Below are 20,183 nucleotides of genomic sequence, written 5' to 3' on the forward strand. Positions count from 1 at the left end.
GGTGAATGAAATGAAAATAGGTCGGAGTGGTGGTCCTCGGAAGCTGTTTTCGATCCCACGCAGAGCGAAGGGGCAGAGCTCGTATGACGGACGTTGCGGCGGTGGAGCGGCCGGGCTCGGAAAAGGACCGGTCACGGCCTGGACGGGTCGTGCTGGGGTGGATTACCACGACCGATCACAAGGTGATCGGGAATCTCTATATGGTCACTGCCTTCGGGTTTTTCCTGCTGGCCGGGGTGCTCGCCATGCTGATGCGGGCAGAACTGCTCCGCCCCGGTCTTCAGCTGTTCTCGAATGAGCAGTACAACCAGCTCTTCACCATTCACGGCACCATTATGATGCTGCTCTTCGCAACCCCCATGTTCGCGGGATTCTCGAATGCGATCATGCCGCTCCAGATCGGTTCCCCGGATGTCGCGTTCCCGCGGCTGAACGCCTTTACGTACTGGATCTTCCTGCTGGGCGGCCTCATGGTGATCTCCGGATTCATCATTCCCGGCGGCGCCGCCTCGTTCGGCTGGTTCGCCTATGCACCGCTCAACGGACCGGTCTTCTCGCCGGGGAAAGGCGGGGATCTCTGGACGATGGGGCTGGTCGTAGCCGGTCTCAGCACGATTTTGGGGGCGGTGAACTTCATCGCCACGATCGTGTGCCTGCGGGCGCCAGGCATGACGATGTTCCGTATGCCGATCTTCACCTGGAATGTTCTGTTCACCTCCATCCTCGCGCTGCTCGCTTTTCCCGTGCTCACCGCGGCGCTGCTCTGCCTGGAAGCCGACCGGAAATTCGGTGCGCATGTCTTCGACGCCACAAATGGCGGCGCAATCCTATGGCAGCATATGTTCTGGTTTTTCGGGCATCCGGAGGTCTATATCGTGGCACTGCCCTTTTTCGGGGTGGTCTCCGAAATCATTCCGGTCTTCAGTCGTAAGCCGATGTTCGGATACGTCGGGATGGTCGGTGCCACGATCGGCATCACCATGCTGTCCGCCTCGGTGTGGGCCCACCATATGTTTGCCACCGGAGCGGTGCTACTGCCCTTCTTCTCGGTGCTTTCCTTTCTTATCGCGGTGCCGACCGGTGTGAAGTTCTTCAACTGGATCGGCACCATGTGGCATGGCAGCCTCTCGTTCGAGACGCCGATGCTGTGGAGCGTGGGATTTCTTGTGTCGTTTCTGCTCGGCGGGCTGAGCGGTGTGCTGATCGCCTCCCCGCCGTTGGATTTCCAGGTGACGGATACGTACTTCATCGTGGCGCACCTGCACTATGTGCTGTTCGGCACGGTCGTCTTCGCGATGTTTGCCGGGTTCTACTTCTGGTGGCCCAAATTGACCGGGAAAATGCTCGACGAAAGGCTTGGGAAAATCCATTTCTGGACGCTGTTCCTCGGCTTCCAGGGAACCTTTCTGGTGCAGCACTGGCTGGGCGAGAGCGGGATGCCACGGCGGTACGCCAACTATCTGGCGGCCGACGGTTTCACCCTCCTGAACACCATCTCCTCGGTGAGCTCCTTCCTGCTGGGCGCCTCCACGCTGCCGTTCCTCTACAACGTCTGGCGCACCACCCGCTTTGCGCCCAAGGTGCGGATGGACGACCCCTGGGGATTCGGCCGGTCCCTGGAGTGGGCGACCTCGTGCCCGCCGCCGCGCCACAACTTCCATACGCTGCCGCGGGTCCGCTCCGACTCACCCGCATTCGACCTGCACCATCCCGAGGTGGGTGAGGCCGTCCCGGTCCCCGCCGCCCCCGGCCCTGGATCCGGTCCAGGCCAGAACGGCACCCCCACCCCCGACACCGCGACCGAGTGACCGCATGAAAATCGAAGCGCTCCTCTTCGGCGGCGTCGCCTTGTTCTTCGCCGTGACCGCCACCGGCTATGCCTGGTGGTCCGACCTGGAACCGGCCGGCACCGCCGCGCTCATCGTGTCCTTCCTGATGTCGGCCCTGGTCTTCCTCTTCTTCGGCGTGCAGCGGCACAAGCGCGGGAGCCGGCCGGAGGACCACAAGAGTGCCGAAATCAAACAGCGCTCAGGGCCGTTGGACTTCTTCCCGGCGCGCAGCATCTATCCGGTCCTGACCGCCGTCGGCTATTCCGTGACTGCGCTGGGCGTCATCTACGGCCTATGGCTCTTCCTGATCGGCGTGGGTCTGCTGGCCGGTGGCGTCTTCGGCTTCGCCTTCCAGTACGTGGACCGCGAGAGCTGAGATTACGGACCCTCGGTCCCGGAGCGTTCCGTCACCGCGGCGAACTGTTGCTTCTGCTGCCCGGCGGTGGGCAATTCCACCTGGTCGCGGTAGTACCAGCGGCTCAGCGCCAGCCGCAACCGCCGGCGCAGGGAGAGCGTTCCGACGGGCTCTCCCGGAGGTGCTTCGAACGGGCGCGGGGTCCGACGGGCCAGCAGCGTATAGCGCTCGACGGACGACAGCGGCTGATGACCTTCACTCAGATCGCCGTAGACGCTCTGTTCGACCTGACCGGTTTCGTCCCCCTCGACCAGACGGTCCCGGTCACGGTGCTGGAGGGCCAGGCAGAGCCACTTGGTGACCAGGAAAGCCAGCAGCGGGACGACGATCACCGCCACCCGCAGAACCCAGGTGAGGGTATTGAGCGACAGGCCGAACACAAAGGCAATGACGTCATTTCCGCCGGCGAGGAGGAGCACCGCGTAAAAGGAGATGCCCGCCACTCCGAGTGCGGTGCGGGTGTGCTGTTCCCGCGGCCGGTCGCACAGATGCAGTTCGGCGCGTTCCGTGCTCACCCATCTCTCGAAGAACGGGTACGCGTAGAGGAGCGCGAAGAGCAGCCCCGGCAGGGCGACCGCGGGGATGAAGACGTTCCACATGATGGTGTGGCCCCACAGGTTGGTCTCCCAGGGCGGCATTAGCCGCAGCGCGCCTTCGAGGAACCCCACGTACCAGTCGGGCTGGGCATTGGTGGACACCTGGTCGGCCTGGAACGGGCCGTAGTCCCACACCGGGTTGATCTGGCCGAGCGCCCCGAGGACGGCGAAGACGGCGGTCAGCACGATGAAGAGTCCGGTGGACTTGGTGAGCCACTGCGGGAACATCGGCTGGCCGATGACGTTCTTGTTGGTCTTTCCGGGGCCCCGCCACTGGGTGTGCTTGAGGTGCACCACGAGAATGAGGTGCACCGTGACAAGAGCGATCAGGATGCCGGGGATCAGCAGGATGTGCAGGGCGTAGAGACGGGGGATGATTTCGTGGCCGGGGAACTCGCCGCCGAAGGCGAAGAACGCGAGATAGGTTCCCACGACGGGAATGGACCCGATGATGGTGTCCGCGGTCCGCAGCCCGGTTCCGGACAGCAGGTCGTCCGGTAGCGAATAGCCGCAGAATCCCTCCAGCAACGCCAGCAGAAAGAGCGTCAGGCCGATCATCCAGTTCCCCTCGCGGGGGCGCCGGAAGGCTCCGGTGAAGAAGATCCGCAGCATATGCACCCCGATGGCGGCCAGGAACGTGAGCGCCGCCCAGTGGTGGATCTGCCGGAGGAGGAGTCCGCCCCGTACGTCGAAGCTGATGGCGAGGGTGGAGGCGTACGCGGCGGTCACCCAGGTGCCCCGCAGCGGGGCGTAGGAGCCGTGGTAGACGCTCTTGGTCATCCCCGGGTCGAAGAAGAGAGCCAGAAAGACGCCGGTGAGCACCAGCACGATGAGGCTGTAGAGCGCCAGCTCGCCCAGCAGAAAGGCCCAGTGGTCCGGAAAGGCCTTGCGCAGCAGTTTTCCGGCCGAGGCGGCCGGGAGGCGTTCATCCAGCCGGTGGAAGCTCTTCTCCGCCGCGCGCTCCAGGCGGAGACGGCCTCGCTCTGTGCGGTTCCGGAAGGACATGCCCCGCGCTCCCTCACGCCTCCACGCGCCACCACCGGCTCCGTGCACTCCTCAGGTGTCACGTTCTGTGCGGCGCCTCTTTCGCTGTTCGGCCATGCGGTGGCTATGACTAACCGCTCTCCCCGCGCTTCAACCCGTACCCGTACCCGTACGGGGGCCGGTGGCGGCGCCCTACGTCCGGAAGGACAGGCCGGGCGTGGGACCGGCGGCCTCCCGTACGGCCAGGGCTCCCACCCCACGGATCGCGTCAACACCCGGCGCAAACGGAGGAGTTGGCTCAGCCCGTACATGGCAGAGGTGTCGCCGGGTAGGGGCCGTGCGAGGAGGGACGCAGTCACATACTGAGGAGCCACCGCATGACCAGCAATGGCACCGTGACAGCACGGACCGCCGACACCCTCACCATGGACACCTCCAAGGGGTGTGCCGCTCCGGCTCCCACGGTGCCTCTGCCGCCGGTCGAGGAGCCACGGCGCCTCGCTCCCGAAGACGCCCGGGAGTTATCGCGGCCGTTCTTCGAACGGCTGGCCGCCGTGGACGAGGACGCACCGGAGTACTGCTATGTGCGCAACACTCTGATCGAGATGAACCTGTCGCTCGTGCGCTACGTGGCGCGGCGCTTCCGGAGCCGCAGCGAGAGCACCGAGGACGTCCTACAGGTCGGCACCATCGGCCTGATCAAGGCCATCGACCGCTACGACTTCTACCGGGACGTGGAGTTCACCACCCTGGCCGTCCCCTACATCCGCGGTGAGATCAGGCGGTTCTTCCGTGACGCCACCTGGTCCGTGCATGTACCCCGCCGGTTGCAGGAACTCCGTATCGACCTCGCCCGCGCCTTCGAGGACCTGGAGGCCCAGGGCACCCACGACCCCACCGCGCAGGACCTCGCCACGCATCTGGGGCGGGGTGAGGACGAGGTGCGGGAAGGGCTGATCGCCTGCAACGGTTACGACACCGACTCCATCGACCGGCCCATCCAGGCCGGCGCCAAGCAGCGGACCGGGCTCGTCGCCGACCTGATGGGGAACGACGATCCCGCCCTCGACCTCGCGGAGAACGTCCAGGCCCTCAAACCGCACCTGGCGCGGCTCGACGAGCGCGAACGCGCCCTCCTGCAGATGCGTTTCGGGGCCGAGATGACCCAGGCCGAGATCGGCCGGGAACTCAACCTCTCCCAGATGCATATCTCCCGGCTGCTGAACCGTGTGTGCAGCAAACTGCGCGACGGGCTCCTCGCCGAGGAGTGAGCGGTCAGGCCGGGGTGAGGGTGGTGACCAGGACGTCCCGGTGGGCGGGCCGGGCCGGGTCCAGGGGGTGGATCGGTGAAACGCCGTGCAGCGTGCTGCGGTCGTCCGACAGCAGCAGACTCGCGGGCTCGTCCAGGGTGACGGTCAGCAGCTCGCGGCCGTCGGGAGCGAAGACGGTGCTGCTGCCGCCGGACGCGTTGCTCCGGCCGACGAGCAGCGACGAGACCAGTGTCACCCCGTCGCGATGCCGGCCCTCCGGTGTGGGCCTGCCCTCGCCGTGGGCCGTGGCGACGACCCGGAAGGGGTGGACCTTCGCATTCCAGCGGGCGGCCGGGTCCAGGGCGCCCGCGAGCTGCCCCAGCAGCGACAGCACCGCGTGCAGTACGGGGTCCGCCACGAAAGCGTCGGTCAGCGGGGCGAAGTGCCGGTCGACCCCCACATACAGCGGGTTGCTCTTCTCCGGCTGGACGAACGGGAGATGCGGCAGCCGGCGCAGTTCACCGGTCGCGGGAGTGAGGGAGAACTGTCCGTAGCGGCGCCGACGGTGGGTGCCCTGTGCGGACGCGTACCGGTCCAGGGGCAGGTCCTCCCAGTGCGCGGCGAAGCGCGCCCAGCCCCGCGCACCGGTGGGCAGATGCGCCCGTACGGCGGCCGACGGCATGAGGTGGACACCGGTGCGGGCCAAGGACGCCCGCACCGGCGCCACGGCGGGCGGGGTACCCGGATCGACGGTGGGGCGGGCGGTGGTCTCGTCCATGAGGGTGCCTCCTGTCTTCCGCCGGCAGTGTCGTGACGGCCGGGCCGCGGCCCCGGCCCGGCCTCAGAGTTCGGTCAACGGCGCCCGGAGCGCGCTGCGTTCCTCGCGCCAGGCCGCCAGGAGACACCCGGCGAGCCGGTCTTCGAGGTGCGTGGTGACACCGATGCCGAAGGCGACATCGGCGGCCAGTTCCGGTTCGTCGGTCAGCAGGCCGCCGACCACGTCCCGGCGGACCACCTGTTCGTGGACCGCGTCGGCCTCGACGTGTTCGTCGTAGAAACGCTCCGCCGCGGGCCCGGCGCCGGTGCGGCGCATCGCCTCGGCGAGCCGTCCCGACGCGGGCGACGAGGTCACCTCGACCGCCGCGAAATGACCGATCAGCGCCCCGCGCAAGGACCGGTGCAGACCCAGCAGAGACATCACATTGACGGTGGCGAGGGCTTCGGCGGGCGCCAGGTCGAGGTAGCGGCCGTACGTGGGGTCCAGCCCGAGGTCCGCCATCAGGTCGGCGAAGAGCCGGGCGTGGACGTCCTCCGCGCGTCCGGCGCCGAACTCGTCGCATTCGACGGCGGCCATCCCGGCCTTGGCGCGGCCCCGCAGCCGGGGGAGGACCCAGGCGTGCGGGTCCGCCTCCTTCAGGTGGTAGAGCGAGCGGACCGCCGCGTACTCCCGCAGCTGCCACAGCTGCCCCTCGCGCTTCAAGTAATGGCTGACGCCGGTGCCGTCGTCGTCCGCGGGCTCGGTCAGCAGACCGGCCATCGCCTCCTCGACGCCGACCGCCGGAACGTCCGTACGCAGCGCCCCCAGGAAGCGTTCCTCCAGCAGGCGCCGCACCGACAGTGCCGCCGGATCCCACTCCCGGTCGTCGGGCACGCCGTCGAAGCCCTGATAGTGCAGCTCGTACAGCACATACAGGGCGAGCTGGAGATCAGCTCCGTACGGGCCGGAGCGCCGGACCTCTTCCCCGGCGGGCAGCGGCCCTGTGGCGCTGCACAGCCAGCCGGTCACGGCGTCCGACAGCGGCCCGCGCGGTTGCGGCAGCCGCGGCCGGGCCGGCCGGGCGGTCACCAGGCCGGTCTTCATCGCTCCTCCTCCGGGTCCCGGTCCGCCGCCGGGCAGCGGGCGGCGCCGGGCGGCCGTGCGCGCCGCCGGTGGCTGGTGTCGCACCAGGGGTAGCTGCGGCTGCGCCGGCAGGTACAGATCGCCACGACGAAGCGCCGGGAGACGGTCACCGTGCCGTCCTCACCGACCACTTCCACCGGCCCCTCCACCAGGAGCGGGCCGCCACGGGTGAGGGTGATGCGCCGGGGGCGCTCAGGAGTGCTCGGCACGGATGATCACCAGTTCCTCTTTGTCCTGGCCGTCGTCGAGGAAGCCCTGACTGCGCAGCCACGGCAGCCGGGAGCGCAGCACCGGGCCGAACGGGACCAGCGCACGGTCGCTGACCGCGGCCCGCAGCCCCGCGCGGGACAGCCGCTCCAGGGTGTCGTCGGCGCCGCACAGCACGGAGTGGACCATCAGCAGGACCCCGCCGGGGCGCAGTGCCCCGGGCGCGGCGTCACAGATGCGGTCGATCAGCAGCCGTCCGTCGCGTCCGGCGTCCCAGGCGCGGGCCGGCCCCCGGGGCGGGCGGGCGCCGGGCGCCGGTACGTACGGCGGGTTGCTGAGGAGCAGGTCGAAGGAGCGGCCGCGCAGCGCCGTCAGCAGATCGCTGTGGCGGACGGTGATGTGCTGCCGGGCGAGCCACGCGTTGACCTGCGTGGCCAGCACCGCATGCCACGAGATGTCGACGGCGGTCACCCTGGCCCCTTGGCGCGCGGCCCGCACCGCGAGGGCTCCGCTGCCCGAACCGAGGTCCAGCAGCTCGGCGCCGGGGCCGATGTCCTCCCGGTACAGCGCGCGCAGCAGCAGCCGGGTGTCCTCCTGGGGAGGGTAGACACCCGGCAGTGCCACCAGCGGCCGTGGCCGGGAGAGCACGGCCGTCCCTGCGCCCATACGGCCCCTCCCTCCCATGAAGCGAGCGCCATCGTCCGAGGGCCGGAGCCTCCTTACCAGCGTCGTGGCGATCCGGCGGAGCCACCACCTGAGCGGCGGTGCCGGGCGGCCCGCGGCAGCCCCCCGCCGTGTTTCCCGGGCTGAGGTGCGGACGGTCCGGTTGGCCCTCAGCCTGGAGGTAGGGGATACGAGACCGAGGCGGCATGAGCACGGCTGCCCCGGGGGCAAGCGTGGTGCGGCGCGACGGCTCGCCGCTCCCGGTACCGGGCGCGGTGCGCGCCGTCCGTCGGTGATCAGATGAGGGAGCAGACGTGACTGCACACCGGAAGTCCTCACACCCGAAGATGGGCGAAGGCCACAGCATGCACAAGGGAGGCAAGCAGCACGGCTGGTCGCCCGACGTGGACGACGCCGAGCAGCGGGCCAACGAGAGCGCGCACCGGTCCTTCCACCCCGAGCGGTACGCGCCGAAGGAGGAGCGGGGGAGCGGCGACGAGTCCGCCGGGCGGGAGAAGGTGCCGCCGGCGAGCGAAGTCGGCAGCGAGACCCGCAGCGGCGAACGGCGCGCCGACAAGACCGAGGAGAAGGGCATGCGGGACAAGGGGACGAAGGGCCGTTCGCGCCGCCCCAGTGGCGGACGGGACGCCGATGCGCACACCGGCGTCGATCCGCAGAACCCCTGACACCCCCAGTGGGCGGAGGTTCTCGATGGCAGGGGAAGAACAGGCCCCGCGCAATCCCGTCACCAAGCATCCACGGCCCGAATTCCGGCAGCAGGACCAGCCGCACCCCGGTTGGACCGGGCCGATGGACCCGCCCCCCGACCACGGCGAGGAGTCGTACCGGGGCTGCGGGCTCCTGGAAGGGCGTAAGACGCTGGTGACCGGAGGCGATTCCGGCATCGGGCGGGCCGTGGCGCTGGCCTTCGCGCGGGAGGGTGCGGACGTGCTGTTCACCTTCCTGCCCGCGGAGGAGGACGAGGCGGCGGAGACCACCCGGCTCGTCACCGACGCCGGGCGCACCGCCATACCGATCGCCTGCGACATCCGCGAGGAGGAGCAGTGCCGGCTGCTCGTCGACCGCGCGGTGAAGGAGTTCGGCAGGATCGACGTCCTGGTGAACAACGCGGCCTACCAGATGTCGCAGCCGGACGGCATCCAGGCCATCACCACCGAGCAGTTCGACCGGGTGATGCGCACCAACCTCTACGGCATGTTCTGGCTCTGCAAGAGCGCGCTGCCGCACATCCCGCCCGGCGGATCCATCATCAATTCCGCCTCGGTGCAGGCCTACAAACCCAGCCCGCATCTGCTCGACTACGCGACCACCAAGGGAGCCATCGTCACCTTCACCCAGGGGCTGGCACAGATGCTGGCCTCCGACGGGATCCGGGTCAATGCGGTGGCGCCCGGGCCGGTCTGGACACCGCTGATCCCGGCCACGCTGCCGGACACCACCACGTTCGGCAAACAGTCCCCCCTCGGCCGTCCGGCCCAGCCCGCGGAGATGGCGCCCGCGTACGTCTTCCTCGCCTCCCCGCAGGCCAGCTACATCACCGCCGAGATCGTCAACGCCACCGGCGGAACCCCGTTGCCGTGAGAGGGGAGCCGAGGCCATGACCCGTCAGCCGCTCTCGGGCCGGACCGTGGTGGTCACCGGTGCCGCCCGCGGGCTGGGGGAGTGCATGACGCGGAGTCTGGTGCACCGCGGGGCGACGGTGGCGCTGGTCGGACTCGAAGGGCCCGAACTCGCCCGCGTCGCGGCGTCGTTCCCCGGACGGGCCCACTACTGGTGCGCCGATGTCACCGACGAGGAGGCGCTGACGGAGGCCGCGGAGCGGGTGCAGCGGCGGCTGGGCCCGCCGTCCGTGGTGGTCGCCAACGCCGGTGTCGCTGCTGCCGGTTCCTTCCTGGATGCCGATCCGGCCGTCTGGCGCCGGGTCATCGAGGTCAATCTGATCGGCAGTGCGCTCACCGCGCGTGCCTTCCTGCCCGGACTGCTCGCCACGGGCGGTTACTTCCTCCAGATGGCCTCGCTCGCCGGCATCGTTGCGGTGCCCATGATGTCGGCGTACTGCGCCTCCAAGTCGGGCGCCGAGGCGTTCGCCCATGCGCTGCGCGCCGAGCTGGCCCACCGCGGTGTGGACGTCGGCGTGGCCTACCTCAGCTGGGCCGACACCGACATGATCCACGCGACCGTGCTACGGGAGTTGCGGGCGCGGCTCCCGTGGCCGATGGCGCATATCCACGAGCCGCAGGAGGTCGCGGAACGCCTGGTCCGCGGCGTGGAACGGCGTGCTCCGGCGATCTACGCTCAGCCCTGGGTGCGCACCACCCAGGCGGTCCGGGCCGGCCTGCCGGCCCTCGTCACCCGCCTCTTCCGCACCAAGCTGCCGAGCCTGGAGATCCACAGCGCCGCCGAGGACACCGGCTTGATCGGGGCCGGGGGCCGCGCCGATGAGGCGGCACGGGAGGCGGTACGACGTAGGGCCGTCCGGCCCCTCTCGCAGGGCGGGGGCGGCGCGCGAGAATCGGGGTGAGTGACCCGCGGACGACGGGCAGGACCCGTCCGAGCTGGGAAGTGAAGCGCGATGTTGTTCTGGTACGACCACCATGGCGGTGCATGGGGCTGGTTCGCGATGACCATCGGGATGATCCTTTTCTGGGCCCTGGTGATCACGGTCGGTGTGCTGCTCTTCCGGTACCTCTCCCGCTCGGCCTCACCCCGCGGTGACGGCACCGGCCGGCACGTCGGTCCACCGCCCGGCGGGCCCGGCCCGGAGCAGATCCTCGCCGAGCGGTACGCGCGGGGCGAGATCGAGGACGAGGAGTACCAGCGGCGGCTGGCCACCCTCCGCACCTCGGCAAGAGGGCCGGCGGAACCCTGAACCGGGAGGTGTGGCGTGATGGCGCCGTGGCGGGTCCGCAGTCTGGAGGAGGGCGACCTCGACCAGGTGGTGCGCATCTGGGAGGAGTCACGGGACACCAGCGCCCACCCCGCGGTGAGCCTCGCCGAGGTGGTGAGCGCCCTCAGGGCCGGCACCCCCGCCGTGGTGGCGGTGGTGGGGGAACAGGTCGTTGGCGCCGCGGTGTCCTCCACGGCACAGGAGCGGGCCTGGGTGCTCCGGCTGGCCATCGCCCGCCAGTGGCGCCGGCACGGCATCGGCTCGGCGCTGCTGGCCGCTCTGGAGGACCGCCTGGCGGGGGCCGGTGTGCGTCGCATCGGGGCGCTGCTGCCCGAGGGCGAGGTCGGCGAGCAGGCCTTCAAGAACTCCGGGTACACCGGCCGGCCCGGTCTGAACTACTTCGAGAAGCTGCTGACCGCGGACTCCGCCGAGACCACTCTGCTCGACCAGCTCGGCGCCACGGTGCCGGACGCCGGGCTGTGGAAGCAGATCGCGGGTATGACCGAGGAGAAGACGCTGATCGAACGCCGGCTGGTGATGCCGCTGGAGCACCCCGAGGTCGCGGAGAGCTATCAGCTCACTCCGCCCCGTGCCGTGGTGCTCTTCGGGCCGCCGGGCACCGGCAAGACCACCTTCGCGCGGGCGGTGGCCTCCCGGCTGCGCTGGCCGTTCCTGGAGGTGTTCCCCTACCAGCTCGCCGACGACGCGCACGGGGTGGCGGCCGGTCTGCGGCGGCTGTTCGCGCGGGTGGAGCATCTGGACCAGGTCGTGCTGTTCTTCGACGAGGCCGAGGAGATCGCCTCCGAACGGCAGGACCCCACCTCGCTGGCCCACCGTGTGACCAATGAACTCCTCAAACTCATCCCGGAGTTCCGGCGCGGCAAGCGCCGACTGCTGATCTGCGCGATCAACGCCGTACGCTCCCTGGACCCGGCGTTCCTGCGGCCGGGACGGTTCGACTATCTGATCCCGGTCGGCCCGCCGGACGCCGAGGCCCGCAGGGCCATCTGGACCCGGTACATCGGACCGGACCGGGTCGCCGATATCGACCTTCCGGCGCTGGTCGAGGCCAGCGACCGGTTCACCCCGGCGGACATCGAGTACGCGGCCCGCACCGCCGCGCAGCGCGCCTTCGAGCGGCATCTGACCGCGGGCGCGCAGGAATCCAGGGACCGTACCGAGCTGACCGGCGACTATCTGCGGGCGATCGCCGGCACCCGCACCTCGCTCAGTGAAGAGGACATCCGCGCCTTCGACCACGACCTCAGGTCCGCGGCGCGGCTGTGAGCGGGCGCGGCGAAGGGCCGGACGGCCCCTGGCCTGCCGGCCCCTTCGCCGCTCACGCTGGAGGTGTCACGACCGCCACGCGGCACTGGCCCGGCCATGGAGGAGGAGGCAGGCACCATGCACAACACCCCGCACATCGTCAGTGAGGTGATGACCCGGACCGTGGCCGCCGTCGACCGGCACGCGCGGTTCAAGGAGATCGTCGAGACCATGGAACGCTGGCAGGTCAGCGCGCTGCCGGTGCTGGCCGGGGAGGGCCGGGTGGTCGGCGTGGTCTCCGAGGCCGATCTGCTGCCCAAGGAGGAGTTCCGGGAGTCGGACCCCGACCGTCTGGAGCGGCTGCGACGGGTCGACGACGTACGCAGGGCGGAGGCGATCACGGCCGGGGAGCTGATGACCAGCCCCGCCCACACCGTACGGGCCGATGCCACGCTCTCCCAGGCGGCGCGGAAGATGGCCCGCGAGTCCGTCAAGCGGCTTCCGGTGGTGGATGCCCACGGAATGCTCAAGGGCATCGTCAGCCGCGCCGACCTGCTGAAGGTGTTTCTGCGCTCGGACGAGGAACTGGCGCAGGAGGTCCGCAGGGACCTCGCCGAACTCTTCGCGGCCCCGGCCAGAGATCTGCGGGTCAGCGTCGTCGACGGGGTGGTCACGCTGAGCGGCCGGGTGCGGGACACCTCGCTCGTGCCGGTGGCCGCACGCCTGGTGCGGGCGGTCGAGGGCGTGGTGGACGTGGAGTTCGATGTGACCGGGCCGGCGTCCGTACGCCCGGAGTCGTCCGCGGCGGACCCCAGGATCTGACGCCCCGCTACTCATCCAGTCCGGCCGAGTGATCGGGCACGTACGTCTGGAGATCCCGGGGTGGCCGCCGGTAGCCGGTGGCCGGTGGCCGGGGCGGCAGTTCGAACTCCGGCGGGACGACGTCGTGGTACGGCATGGTCGACAGCAGATGGGCGATCATGTTCAGCCGGGCCCGGCGCTTGTCGTCGCTCTCGACGACGTACCACGGTGCCTCCGCGATGTCCGTGTGCACGAACATCTCGTCCTTCGCCCGTGAGTACTCCTCCCAGCGGGTGATCGACTCCAGGTCCATGGCGGAGAGCTTCCAGCGCCGCGTCGGGTCCTTCAGCCGGCGCCGGAACCGCTGCTCCTGGACCTCGTCGCTCACCGAGAACCAGTACTTGCGCAACAGGATCCCGTCCTCCACCAGCATCCGCTCGAAGACCGGGCACTGCCGCAGAAACAGCTGGAGCTCGGCGGGGGTGCAGAAACCCATGACCCGCTCGACGCCGGCCCGGTTGTACCAGCTGCGGTCGAACAGCACCATCTCGCCCGCCGCGGGCAGATGCTCCGCATAGCGCTGGAAGTACCACTGGGTGCGCTCGCGCTCGGTCGGCCGCGGCAGCGCCACGATCCGCGCCACCCGGGGGTTGAGGTACTCGGTGACGCGCTTGATGGTGCTGCCCTTGCCCGCCGCATCGCGGCCCTCGAAGACCACGACGAGCCGGGCGCCCTCGGTGCGCACCCACTCCTGGAGCTTCACGAGCTCCGTCTGGAGCCGGTAGAGCTCGCGCTCGTACACCGGCCGCGACAGCTTTCCGCGGCCCTGGCCGCCGTCCTTCGCCATGCGTCGACCGTACGAAGAAACCCCGCACCCGGCTCAGGAGCGGGCCCGCGCCGCCGCCGAACGGGGGACCGGCGTGCTCGCCGGCCCGCCGTGTGCCGAACGACGCGCGACGGGGGCCGGACGGCCCCTCCCCGGTACGCGCCGCCGGACGCAGGCTGGAGATGTCGCCACGGCTCGTGCGACGCCGGTGCTCAGCGAGGAGGCGTCATGGAGCACACTCCGCACACCGTCCGCGAGGTGATGACCCGGGCCGTGGTCGCGGTCGGCCAGGAAGCACGCTTCAAGGAGATCGTCGAGACCATGGAACGGTGGAGGGTCAGCGCGCTGCCGGTGCTGGCCGGGGAAGGGCGGGTGATCGGAGTGGTCTCCGAGGCCGATCTGCTGCCCAAGGAGGAGTTCCGGGAGCCGCTGGCCAGCCGGCTGGACCAGCTGCACCGGCTGGACGACGTCCGTAAGGCCGGTGCGCTGACCGCGGGTGAGCTGATGAGCGCCCCCGCGCTGACGGCGCATGCCGACGACACCCTCGCCCAGGCGGCGCGGACGATGGCGCACATGTCCGTCAAGCGGCTTCCGGTGGTCGACGCGGAGGGGATGCTGCAAGGCATCGTCAGCCGCTCCGACCTGCTGAAAGTGTTCCTGCGTCCGGACGAGGACCTGGCGGCCGAGGTACGCACGGAGATCGTCGACCGGCTCTTCCCGGACTTCCCGGAGGCGGTGACGGTCCGTGTCACCGACGGCGTCGTCACCCTCGGCGGGCCGCTCGGCGACAGCTCGCTCCTCGCCGTCACGGCCCGTCTGGTCCGGGCGGTCGAGGGCGTGGTGGACGTGACGTTCGACATCACCGGACCGGCGCCGGCCCGCAGCGAAGCGCCGACGACCGGACCACGGACCTGAGCAACGCACCGAGGGAGGCCCCGACATGAAGCCCCGACGGGTCGGAAGCGTCATGACCGTTGATGTCGTCCGGGCACGGAGCGGGACACCGGCCGGTCAACTGGTGCGGTGGCTGGCGGAGTACGACATCAACGGCCTGCCTGTGGTGGACGCCGACGACAAGGTGATCGGGGTCGTCTCGGCCACCGATCTGGCCCGGGCGGCACGCAGCCCGGCCCGGGGCGACGACCTCACCGCCGGTGCGGTGATGTCCGCCCCGGCCCGTACGGTCCGCGCCGACGACTCCGTCGTCCGGGCGGCCCGCCTGATGAGCACCGGCGGTATCGAGCGGCTGCCGGTGGTGGACGAGGAGGCCCGGCTGGTCGGCATGGTCACCCGGCGTGATGTGCTCCAGATCTTCGCCCGCCCGGACTCCGACATCCTGGAGGAAGTGACCGACGAGATCGTGGTGCGGGCGCTGTGGCTGAGCCCGGAGAATGTGCAGGTCTCCGTCCACGACGGGGTGGTGACCCTGGGCGGCTCCCTGGAGAGCAGCGGACAGGTCGCCATCGCGGTACGGATGACCCGGCAGGTCGACGGCGTCACCGCGGTCGTCAACCGCCTCACCTACCGGCGCGAGGCCCCCTTCCAGCAGCCGGCGTAGACCTCGCGAGGCCCCGGCGGCAGCCGGTGGGCAGGCATCGGGCCCGGATCGGCACCCGGCCGGTCCAGGCTCCGCACCTCGTGGACCCGGGCTTCACATCTGGCGGTGCGGCCACTCGGCGTCCGCCTCCGCCCACTCCTTCTCCCACTGGGCGGCGCGCCGCCGGTTCAGCAGCGCGGCCCCGGCCTTCTCGGCACCGAAGAGCAGCAGTCCGGTGCTGGACGCGGCCACGGTGCCGACCGCGATGCTCTGGGCCAGGGCGTCCGCCGGGGTGAGCGGGTTGCGTACCAGCTTGCCGTGCCGGTCGAGCCAGGCGGTGGTCCGGTCACCCGCCCGCAGGCCCGGTGCCACGGTCGTCTCCCCGGTCCGCGGCGTGCCGTCCGCGGCGGTCCACCGCACCGTCGCGTGGAGCCGGCCCGCCGTGCCGTTCGAGGAATCGACGCCGATGCGCGCCGGCGGGTCCGCGGTCAGCACGGCGGAGACACTGTGCCACCCCTGGCTCTGCCGCTGGGCCGCGGCGTCCACCGCGCTCGCGGCCGTCACCCCGGCGGCCGGCGCCAGTACGGCGATCAGCACGCCGGTGACCAGGATCATCCAGGACTCCGCGACATCCGTGCCGCGCTTGAGCGGGCTGTGCTGCCACGGCAGGCAGATCTTCCGGAGAGGCATCGCGCACCCCTTTCGCCTGTCCTTCGACCCTGGCACGCCCGGCGCGCGGACGTGAGGGGCCGAACGGCCCCAGAGGAGACCGCCGGACCGTCGGCCCGCGCGAGGCGGGACCGCCCTGGCAGGCCCCCGCGATCGGGGTCACGATGGGGGACAGGCGGGGCGGACGTCGTACCGAGTCGGAGGCGCGTCATGAGCGACGCAGCAGCATTCTCCCCCCAGCGGCCCATCCGGGTCTTCCTCCTCGACGACCATGAGGTCGTCCGCCGTGGGGTACAGGACCTGCTCGACGCCGAGCCCGACATCGAGGTGGTCGGCGACGCCGGTACGGCGGACCATGCGCTGGCCCGCGGCCCCGCGCTCCGGCCGGATGTCGCGGTGCTGGACGTGCGGCTGCCGGACGGCGACGGGGTCTCGGTCTGCCGGGAGCTGCGGTCGCGGATGCCGGGGCTGGCCTGTCTGATGCTCACCTCGTTCGACGACGACGATGCGCTGCTCGACGCGATCATGGCCGGTGCGGCCGGCTATGTGCTGAAGGAGATCAAGGGGGCCGATCTCGTCGCCGCCGTACGGACGGTGGCCTCCGGACGCTCGATGCTCGACCCGGCGACGACGGCCCGGCTGATGAACACGCTGCGGGGCGAGGAGTCCGAGGCCGAGCCCGAGGCGGATGCGCTCGCCGGGCTCTCCCCGCGGGAGCGGGAGATCCTGGGGCTGATCGGCGAGGGGATGACGAACCGTCAGATCGGCCAACGGCTCTACCTCTCCGAGAAGACCATCAAGAACCACATCTCCCGTCTGCTGGCCAAACTCGGTGTGGAGCGACGCATCCAGGCGGCGGTCCTCGCCACCCAGGCCACCTCGGCGCCCGAACCGGGGCCGCGGCCCGGGAGCACATGACCCGGGGTGCGCCTGCCCCGCGCATACGTAACCCCGTAAGTACCTCGGTCCTGCGGCACGTTCACCCCGGCAGCGGCACCCACCACACCAGCCGGGTCCCGCCCTCGGGCGGCGATTCGACGGTCATCCCGCCGCCCGCGCTCTCGGCCCGCCTGGCCAGATTGTGCAGTCCGCTGCGCCGGCCACCTTCGGGGATGCCGACGCCGTTGTCCCGCACCGTCACCGTCAGCCTCCGGTCGCCGACGACCAGGGAGACATCCGCCGCGCTCGCCCGTGCGTGCCGTGCGACATTGCTCAGCGCCTCACCGAGCACCGCCGGCACCTGCTCGGCGACCTCGGCCGGTACCTCGGTGTCGACCAGCCCCTCCATGTGCAGGGACGGGGTGAACTCCAGCGCCCGGGCCTCCTGCTCCACCGCGGTGACCGTACGCACCCGCAGGCCGTGGCGGCCGCGGCCGGGCTCGTGGGCGCGGAGACCGAAGATGGTGGACCTGATGATCTTGATCGTCTCGTCCAGATCGTCCACCGCGCGCAGCAGCCGCTCGCTCGCCTCGGGATGGTCCACGAAGCGCACCGCGCTCTGCAACGTCATACCGGTGGCGAAGAGCCGTTGGATCGCCAGATCGTGCAGATCGCGGGCGATCCGCTCGCGCTCCTTGAGCAGTGTGACCTGCTCGGTGGCCGCGCGCTGCTCGGACAGCTCCAGCGCCAGTGCCGCCTGGCCGGCGAAGGTCGGCAGCGGCGCGGTCTCCGGCTCGGTGAACGGAGGGCGGCCGTGCAGCCGGGCCAGCACCAGCACACCGCGCGCCCGCTCGCGGGCGAGCATCGGCACCGCGACGGCGGGCCCCAGGCCCATCCAGCGCGGTGGGCCGGCGGTCACCCTCTGGTCGTGCTCGATATCGAGGCTGATCAACGGCTCCCCGACGGCCAGCGCCGCCCCGGCGAACGAGCCGTGGCGGGGGAGGACCAGACCGCGGTGCGCCTCGGCATCCACACCGGTGGCGAGCTCCACCCGCAGGCTGTCCCCCGCGACGGGCAGCGCCAGCACTCCGAGATCCGCGGAGAGGATGCGCACGGCATGCTCGACGATGGTTTCGAGGACGCCCCGCTCGTCCGCACCCGACAACAGCCCGGCGACGATCTCTCCGTTGGCCGCCAGCCACTGCTGCCGATAGCGGGCCTCCTCGTACAACCGGGCATTCTCGATGGCGACCCCGGCTGCCACTGCCAGTGTCGACAGCACCGTCTCGTCATCGGCGTCGAATTCCCCGCCGCCGCGTTTCTCGGTGAGATAGAGATTGCCGAACACCTCGTCGCGGACCCGGATCGGTACCCCGAGAAATGAGCGCATCGGCGGGTGATGCGGCGGGAATCCGTAAGACGAAGGGTGTTCGCCGAGTTCGGTCACCCGCAGCGGAGTGGGGTGGCGGATCAGCTCGCCGAGAATTCCATGGCCGGACGGCAGCGGCCCGATGCGTGCGACCTGCTCCTCGTCGACCCCTACCGGGATGAACTGGGAGAGCCGGGTGCCCTCGCCGATCACCCCGAGCGCGCCGTATTCGGCGTCCACCAGCACCACCGCGGCCTCGACGATCCGGCGCAGTACCTGCCGCAGCTCCAGTTCCTTGCCCACCGACAGCACGGCTTCGAGGAGGGGGCGGAGCGAGGGGCCCGTGGTCCGTTCCACCGAGCAGAGGCGTTCTTGCAGGTCGCCGGGGAGTGCGTCCAGGCGCAGCCGGGCGGTCCCGGTCCGTCGCTCGTCATCCACGGCGCCCTCCGATGTGCCCGGCGCTCAGGGCGCGGGCCCACCCCCCACGCTAGTCGCCGCGGGCGCGACTGTGCAGGTCGGAGCACGGAGGGCCGTTCGGCCCCGGCCCGGCGCCCATCGGCTCATTTGTGGGCATGCCGGGCATCCCGCAAGCTCGATAACAGGGGGCGGGCGTTGCCGCCCGGCCCCAGGCAATGCCGATGCAACGCCGATGAGGAGCAACGATGGGCAACGTACTGCAACGCCATCCCGGACGGATGCCGTCGGTCCAGGACGTATTCGACCGGATCGAAACCGGACTGCTCACGCGCAGCGGAATGCACGGTATCCGCATCGAGGAGCAGGTGGACGAGGACGCCTACGAGCTCAAGGCCGAACTTCCCGGACTCGATCCGGGCAAGGACCTCGAGGTCGAAGCGACCGGAGACGCGCTCACCATTCGTGGCGAACGCGCCGAGCGCACGGAACACAAGGGAACGTCCGAATTCCACTACGGCGCCTTCGCCCGCACCGTGCAACTGCCGGCCGGAGCGCAGGGTGACAAGGCGACCGCGGACTACACCGCCGGCATTCTGACCGTTCGGGTGCCGCGGAGCGGCAGGACGGACGAAACCACGAAGATCACTGTCAAGCGCAGCAAATCGGAGGGATGACTCCGGTCCGGGCGTGCGTGCTCCCTCACCGGCGCACCCACGCCCTGGTCCCCCGGAAGTTCCGGAAGTAAGGACAGCCATGGAGCCGGAAATCATCACGGCCGGGCTCGACGGTTCGCCGGAGAGCATGGCGGCCGCGCAGTGGGCCGCCGACGAAGCGGACCGCCGGCAGGCGGTGCTGCGGCTGCTGCACGCCTGGATACTGCTCGCCGCCGAAGCGCCCGATACGCCCCCCGAGCGCGACCAGAACGCCAACGCCCGGCAGATCGTGCACGCGGCCCGGGACGCCGTCCTCGAACGCCACCCCCGGCTACAGATCGTCGAGGAGCTGGTGGGCTCGGAGGCCAAACCGGCGCTGCTGCGCGCGGCGGACGACTCACGGATGGTCGTGCTCGGCTCCCGCGCGCTCGGGATGTGGGAGAGCTTTGTGCTCGGTGACATCAGCCTCGACGTGGTGGGCCAGGCCGAGGGCCCGGTCGTCCTCGTCCGGGGCGGCGGGCCGGGCGGCCCACCCCCCGCGGACACCGCGGACGCCACCGCAACTGCCCCACCGGCGCGGATTGTTGTCGGGGTGAGCCTCCACGCCCCCTGTGACCGCCTGCTCGACTTCGCCTTCGACGCCGCGGCGACCCGTGGCCTCCCGTTGCAGGCCGTACACGGCCGCCCGCTCCCTGGCCACGCATACGCACCCTGGGGCGTCGACCCCGACGCGGTCGCGGAGATCACCAAGGAGGCGGACGGTGAACTGCGCGACGCCCTCCGGCCGTGGTGCGAGCGCTACCCCGAGGTGGCGGTGGAGCCGACCGTGCTGCCGGAAAGCCCCACCCGGGCCATGGTCCAGACGGTTCCGGGCGCCGAACTCCTGGCGGTCGGCCGCCGGCGGCACCGCCCGTTCCTCGCCCCCCGCGTCGGCCCGGTGGCCCATGCCGCGATCCACCATGTGACCTGCCCGGTCGCCGTGGTCCCGCACGACTGAGGGCGGCCCTTGCGGGC

General features: G+C 70.6%; 22 protein-coding genes. 14 read left to right on the forward strand and 8 right to left on the reverse strand.

The genetic code is table 11. The features are described 5' to 3' along the window. Positions 1–83: 83 nt before the first annotated feature. Both ctaD and ctaF read left to right on the forward strand, forming a co-directional pair. Positions 84–1,808 (forward strand): aa3-type cytochrome oxidase subunit I, encoded by a 1,725-nt coding sequence (gene ctaD, locus ACZ55A_RS30715; protein ID WP_468846895.1) that lies wholly within the window; start codon positions 84–86, stop codon positions 1,806–1,808. A 4-nt stretch (positions 1,809–1,812) separates the two neighbouring features. Then, on the forward strand, positions 1,813–2,205 hold the full coding sequence (ctaF, locus tag ACZ55A_RS30720) for an aa3-type cytochrome oxidase subunit IV (RefSeq protein WP_468846898.1): 393 nt from the start codon (positions 1,813–1,815) through the stop codon (positions 2,203–2,205). Between the two features lie 2 nt (positions 2,206–2,207). Here the strand turns inward: ctaF and qcrB are convergent, their stop codons facing one another. After that, entirely contained in the window at positions 2,208–3,845 is a 1,638-nt protein-coding gene (gene qcrB, locus ACZ55A_RS30725; protein ID WP_468846901.1) for a cytochrome bc1 complex cytochrome b subunit, read from the reverse strand. Between the two features lie 356 nt (positions 3,846–4,201). Here qcrB and ACZ55A_RS30730 point away from each other — a divergent pair, with 356 nt between their 5' ends. Beyond that, positions 4,202–5,095 carry a SigB/SigF/SigG family RNA polymerase sigma factor gene (locus ACZ55A_RS30730; protein ID WP_468846904.1) on the forward strand — a complete coding sequence of 298 codons (894 nt, stop codon included), beginning with the start codon at positions 4,202–4,204 and terminating at the stop codon, positions 5,093–5,095. Between the two features lie 4 nt (positions 5,096–5,099). Here the strand turns inward: ACZ55A_RS30730 and ACZ55A_RS30735 are convergent, their stop codons facing one another. The 4 genes from ACZ55A_RS30735 to ACZ55A_RS30750 form a co-directional block, all read right to left on the reverse strand. Continuing rightward, positions 5,100–5,852: a 2OG-Fe dioxygenase family protein gene (locus ACZ55A_RS30735; RefSeq protein ID WP_468846907.1), complete on the reverse strand. Its 753-nt coding sequence runs from the start codon at positions 5,850–5,852 to the stop codon at positions 5,100–5,102. 63 nt (positions 5,853–5,915) lie between these two features. After that, positions 5,916–6,935, reverse strand: coding sequence for an iron-containing redox enzyme family protein (locus tag ACZ55A_RS30740; RefSeq protein ID WP_468846910.1), 1,020 nt, complete (start codon positions 6,933–6,935; stop codon positions 5,916–5,918). Next, a complete protein-coding gene (locus tag ACZ55A_RS30745; RefSeq protein WP_468846913.1) occupies positions 6,932–7,183 on the reverse strand; it encodes a CDGSH iron-sulfur domain-containing protein in 252 nt (83 codons plus the stop codon). The genes ACZ55A_RS30740 and ACZ55A_RS30745 overlap by 4 nt, the downstream gene beginning before the upstream one ends. Further along, entirely contained in the window at positions 7,167–7,847 is a 681-nt protein-coding gene (locus ACZ55A_RS30750) for a HemK2/MTQ2 family protein methyltransferase (protein ID WP_468846915.1), read from the reverse strand. The genes ACZ55A_RS30745 and ACZ55A_RS30750 overlap by 17 nt, the downstream gene beginning before the upstream one ends. A gap of 311 nt (positions 7,848–8,158) precedes the next feature. Between ACZ55A_RS30750 and ACZ55A_RS30755 the strand changes: the two genes are divergently transcribed. The 6 genes from ACZ55A_RS30755 to ACZ55A_RS30780 all read left to right on the forward strand — a co-directional run bounded on the left by ACZ55A_RS30755 (position 8,159) and on the right by ACZ55A_RS30780 (position 12,840). Next, on the forward strand, positions 8,159–8,530 hold the full coding sequence (locus ACZ55A_RS30755) for a hypothetical protein (RefSeq protein ID WP_468846918.1): 372 nt from the start codon (positions 8,159–8,161) through the stop codon (positions 8,528–8,530). A gap of 25 nt (positions 8,531–8,555) precedes the next feature. Further along, positions 8,556–9,446: an SDR family oxidoreductase gene (locus tag ACZ55A_RS30760; RefSeq protein WP_468846921.1), complete on the forward strand. Its 891-nt coding sequence runs from the start codon at positions 8,556–8,558 to the stop codon at positions 9,444–9,446. Positions 9,447–9,462: 16 nt separating this feature from the next. Beyond that, positions 9,463–10,386 carry an SDR family oxidoreductase gene (locus ACZ55A_RS30765; protein ID WP_468846924.1) on the forward strand — a complete coding sequence of 308 codons (924 nt, stop codon included), beginning with the start codon at positions 9,463–9,465 and terminating at the stop codon, positions 10,384–10,386. A 51-nt stretch (positions 10,387–10,437) separates the two neighbouring features. Then, entirely contained in the window at positions 10,438–10,734 is a 297-nt protein-coding gene (locus tag ACZ55A_RS30770) for an SHOCT domain-containing protein (protein WP_468846926.1), read from the forward strand. An 18-nt stretch (positions 10,735–10,752) separates the two neighbouring features. Further along, entirely contained in the window at positions 10,753–12,039 is a 1,287-nt protein-coding gene (locus tag ACZ55A_RS30775; protein WP_468846929.1) for an ATP-binding protein, read from the forward strand. A 117-nt stretch (positions 12,040–12,156) separates the two neighbouring features. Further along, positions 12,157–12,840, forward strand: a complete 684-nt coding sequence (locus ACZ55A_RS30780; RefSeq protein WP_468846932.1) for a CBS domain-containing protein — start codon at positions 12,157–12,159, stop codon at positions 12,838–12,840. A gap of 7 nt (positions 12,841–12,847) precedes the next feature. On the opposite strand, the gene ppk2 is transcribed toward ACZ55A_RS30780, so the two are convergent. Further along, on the reverse strand, positions 12,848–13,666 hold the full coding sequence (ppk2, locus tag ACZ55A_RS30785) for a polyphosphate kinase 2 (protein ID WP_468846935.1): 819 nt from the start codon (positions 13,664–13,666) through the stop codon (positions 12,848–12,850). A 207-nt stretch (positions 13,667–13,873) separates the two neighbouring features. On the opposite strand from ppk2, the gene ACZ55A_RS30790 reads away from it, so the two are divergent. Together ACZ55A_RS30790 and ACZ55A_RS30795 are read left to right on the forward strand one after the other, a co-directional pair. Then, positions 13,874–14,560 (forward strand): CBS domain-containing protein, encoded by a 687-nt coding sequence (locus ACZ55A_RS30790; protein WP_468846937.1) that lies wholly within the window; start codon positions 13,874–13,876, stop codon positions 14,558–14,560. 25 nt (positions 14,561–14,585) lie between these two features. After that, positions 14,586–15,203, forward strand: a complete 618-nt coding sequence (locus ACZ55A_RS30795; protein ID WP_468846939.1) for a CBS domain-containing protein — start codon at positions 14,586–14,588, stop codon at positions 15,201–15,203. A gap of 93 nt (positions 15,204–15,296) precedes the next feature. Here ACZ55A_RS30795 and ACZ55A_RS30800 read toward each other — a convergent pair whose 3' ends face one another. Next, positions 15,297–15,872 (reverse strand): Rv1733c family protein, encoded by a 576-nt coding sequence (locus tag ACZ55A_RS30800; protein ID WP_468846941.1) that lies wholly within the window; start codon positions 15,870–15,872, stop codon positions 15,297–15,299. 189 nt (positions 15,873–16,061) lie between these two features. Between ACZ55A_RS30800 and ACZ55A_RS30805 the strand changes: the two genes are divergently transcribed. Then, complete coding sequence (locus ACZ55A_RS30805; RefSeq protein ID WP_468846944.1) at positions 16,062–16,769, forward strand: response regulator; 708 nt, start codon at positions 16,062–16,064, stop codon at positions 16,767–16,769. Between the two features lie 61 nt (positions 16,770–16,830). Here the strand turns inward: ACZ55A_RS30805 and ACZ55A_RS30810 are convergent, their stop codons facing one another. Next, positions 16,831–18,537, reverse strand: coding sequence for a sensor histidine kinase (locus tag ACZ55A_RS30810; protein WP_468846946.1), 1,707 nt, complete (start codon positions 18,535–18,537; stop codon positions 16,831–16,833). A 224-nt stretch (positions 18,538–18,761) separates the two neighbouring features. On the opposite strand from ACZ55A_RS30810, the gene ACZ55A_RS30815 reads away from it, so the two are divergent. Both ACZ55A_RS30815 and ACZ55A_RS30820 read left to right on the forward strand, forming a co-directional pair. Continuing rightward, a complete protein-coding gene (locus tag ACZ55A_RS30815; RefSeq protein ID WP_468846949.1) occupies positions 18,762–19,190 on the forward strand; it encodes an Hsp20/alpha crystallin family protein in 429 nt (142 codons plus the stop codon). Positions 19,191–19,269: 79 nt separating this feature from the next. Next, entirely contained in the window at positions 19,270–20,166 is an 897-nt protein-coding gene (locus ACZ55A_RS30820; protein ID WP_468846951.1) for a universal stress protein, read from the forward strand. Positions 20,167–20,183: the final 17 nt, after the last annotated feature.

Source organism: Streptomyces sp. NPDC034111 (assembly GCF_055575375.1).

What these genes read in the sequence shown, in the direction of transcription:
- ctaD (WP_468846895.1), top strand. Translation starts at nt 84, where the DNA reads ATGACGGACGTTGCGGCGGTGGAGCGGCCGGGCTCGGAAAAGGACCGG.
- ctaF (WP_468846898.1), top strand. Translation starts at nt 1,813, where the DNA reads ATGAAAATCGAAGCGCTCCTCTTCGGCGGCGTCGCCTTGTTCTTCGCC.
- qcrB (WP_468846901.1), bottom strand. Translation starts at nt 3,845, where the DNA reads ATGTCCTTCCGGAACCGCACAGAGCGAGGCCGTCTCCGCCTGGAGCGC.
- ACZ55A_RS30730 (WP_468846904.1), top strand. Translation starts at nt 4,202, where the DNA reads ATGACCAGCAATGGCACCGTGACAGCACGGACCGCCGACACCCTCACC.
- ACZ55A_RS30735 (WP_468846907.1), bottom strand. Translation starts at nt 5,852, where the DNA reads ATGGACGAGACCACCGCCCGCCCCACCGTCGATCCGGGTACCCCGCCC.
- ACZ55A_RS30740 (WP_468846910.1), bottom strand. Translation starts at nt 6,935, where the DNA reads ATGAAGACCGGCCTGGTGACCGCCCGGCCGGCCCGGCCGCGGCTGCCG.
- ACZ55A_RS30750 (WP_468846915.1), bottom strand. Translation starts at nt 7,847, where the DNA reads ATGGGCGCAGGGACGGCCGTGCTCTCCCGGCCACGGCCGCTGGTGGCA.
- ACZ55A_RS30760 (WP_468846921.1), top strand. Translation starts at nt 8,556, where the DNA reads ATGGCAGGGGAAGAACAGGCCCCGCGCAATCCCGTCACCAAGCATCCA.
- ACZ55A_RS30765 (WP_468846924.1), top strand. Translation starts at nt 9,463, where the DNA reads ATGACCCGTCAGCCGCTCTCGGGCCGGACCGTGGTGGTCACCGGTGCC.
- ACZ55A_RS30770 (WP_468846926.1), top strand. Translation starts at nt 10,438, where the DNA reads ATGTTGTTCTGGTACGACCACCATGGCGGTGCATGGGGCTGGTTCGCG.
- ACZ55A_RS30775 (WP_468846929.1), top strand. Translation starts at nt 10,753, where the DNA reads ATGGCGCCGTGGCGGGTCCGCAGTCTGGAGGAGGGCGACCTCGACCAG.
- ACZ55A_RS30780 (WP_468846932.1), top strand. Translation starts at nt 12,157, where the DNA reads ATGCACAACACCCCGCACATCGTCAGTGAGGTGATGACCCGGACCGTG.
- ppk2 (WP_468846935.1), bottom strand. Translation starts at nt 13,666, where the DNA reads ATGGCGAAGGACGGCGGCCAGGGCCGCGGAAAGCTGTCGCGGCCGGTG.
- ACZ55A_RS30790 (WP_468846937.1), top strand. Translation starts at nt 13,874, where the DNA reads ATGGAGCACACTCCGCACACCGTCCGCGAGGTGATGACCCGGGCCGTG.
- ACZ55A_RS30795 (WP_468846939.1), top strand. Translation starts at nt 14,586, where the DNA reads ATGAAGCCCCGACGGGTCGGAAGCGTCATGACCGTTGATGTCGTCCGG.
- ACZ55A_RS30800 (WP_468846941.1), bottom strand. Translation starts at nt 15,872, where the DNA reads ATGCCTCTCCGGAAGATCTGCCTGCCGTGGCAGCACAGCCCGCTCAAG.
- ACZ55A_RS30805 (WP_468846944.1), top strand. Translation starts at nt 16,062, where the DNA reads ATGAGCGACGCAGCAGCATTCTCCCCCCAGCGGCCCATCCGGGTCTTC.
- ACZ55A_RS30815 (WP_468846949.1), top strand. Translation starts at nt 18,762, where the DNA reads ATGGGCAACGTACTGCAACGCCATCCCGGACGGATGCCGTCGGTCCAG.
- ACZ55A_RS30820 (WP_468846951.1), top strand. Translation starts at nt 19,270, where the DNA reads ATGGAGCCGGAAATCATCACGGCCGGGCTCGACGGTTCGCCGGAGAGC.